This is a genomic window from Vibrio sp. Vb1337, from assembly GCF_033338715.1.
GTDB classification, from domain to species: domain Bacteria; phylum Pseudomonadota; class Gammaproteobacteria; order Enterobacterales; family Vibrionaceae; genus Vibrio; species Vibrio alginolyticus.
This window is the reverse complement of sequence record NZ_JAWOTD010000300.1, coordinates 1-1,015: the sequence shown is the minus strand read 5'-3', so window position 1 is coordinate 1,015 and position 1,015 is coordinate 1. Positions and strand designations below refer to the sequence as shown.

2 protein-coding genes are annotated in these 1,015 nt (G+C 47.2%); both read left to right on the top strand.

What is annotated here, in order from left to right; all coding sequences use genetic code 11:
* Window positions 1–554 (top strand): NAD-dependent epimerase/dehydratase family protein (locus R7E42_RS25785; protein WP_318073355.1); only part of this gene is annotated, 554 nt, incomplete at its 5' end.
* Window positions 551–1,015: YdcF family protein (locus R7E42_RS25780; protein ID WP_318073354.1), on the top strand; the 465-nt coding region annotated here is incomplete at its 3' end. The genes R7E42_RS25785 and R7E42_RS25780, both read left to right, overlap by 4 nt.

Here is a 1,015-nt window from a genome sequence, read left to right as displayed (position 1 = left end):
AATTGTCAACGAGAGTTAAAGCGTCACAACAGCATGCGATTGAAAAGCTCGTCATGATCAGCTCTACAACGGTCTACCCTAATTTACCAACGGAGATGAAAGAAGAATCCGCATCGCTCGCTCTCGCGCAAACCCACCCTCACTTTTCTGACAATGCGAAAATCATGCTCGAAGCGGAGCAATCCGTCATCGACTCTGGCATAAACTACGCCATCTTACGTTGCAGTGGTTTGATTGGCCCAGACAGACACCCCGCTCGCTTTGCCATGCGCCTAAAACAAGTCAGCCGTAAAGCCCCAGCCAACATGCTTCATCAAAGTGACGCAGTCGCTGTGGCACAATTTGCATTGGATCACCTGAGTAATCAGATCATTAATGTCACAACGCCTCACACCGTGAGCAAAGCTGAGTTTTACCAAGCAGCAATCACCAAAAGTGGCGCAGAGATTTCGCTACCTCCCGTCACAGAAGATGCCGATAAACGCATCTTAGCGGACAAGCTGGTTTCACTTGGGTATCAATTCCGATTCAATTCAACGCTGGATGCACTATGAAGTTATATCAACATATAGAAACGCTTTGGGATTACATGCAGCTCAAACAGGATTTAAAGCCTGCCGACTGCTTGTTTGTTATGTGCAGTAACGACGTGCGAGTTGCTGAGCACGCCGCTGCGCTTTACCACCAAAAACTCGCACCATTGATTGTGTTCTCCGGTGGTGAAGGCCGTTTTACGGATGGGTTGTTTGAAAAAAGTGAAGCCGAAACATTTTCAGACATTGCGCGTTTAGCTGGCGTACCAAGCGATGCCATTTTAGTAGAAACACGTTCAACCAATAGTGGAGAAAACGTCCGTTTCACCGAGCAGTTATTAAAAGAGAAAGGCATCCAATGCGAATCGATTATTTTAGTGCAAAAGCCATTTATGGAACGCCGCGCCATCGCTACGTTTGAGAAGCAATGGCAATCGTCCTACTCGCAAGTGCAAGTCAGTTCTACCGCTCATCCATTCTTC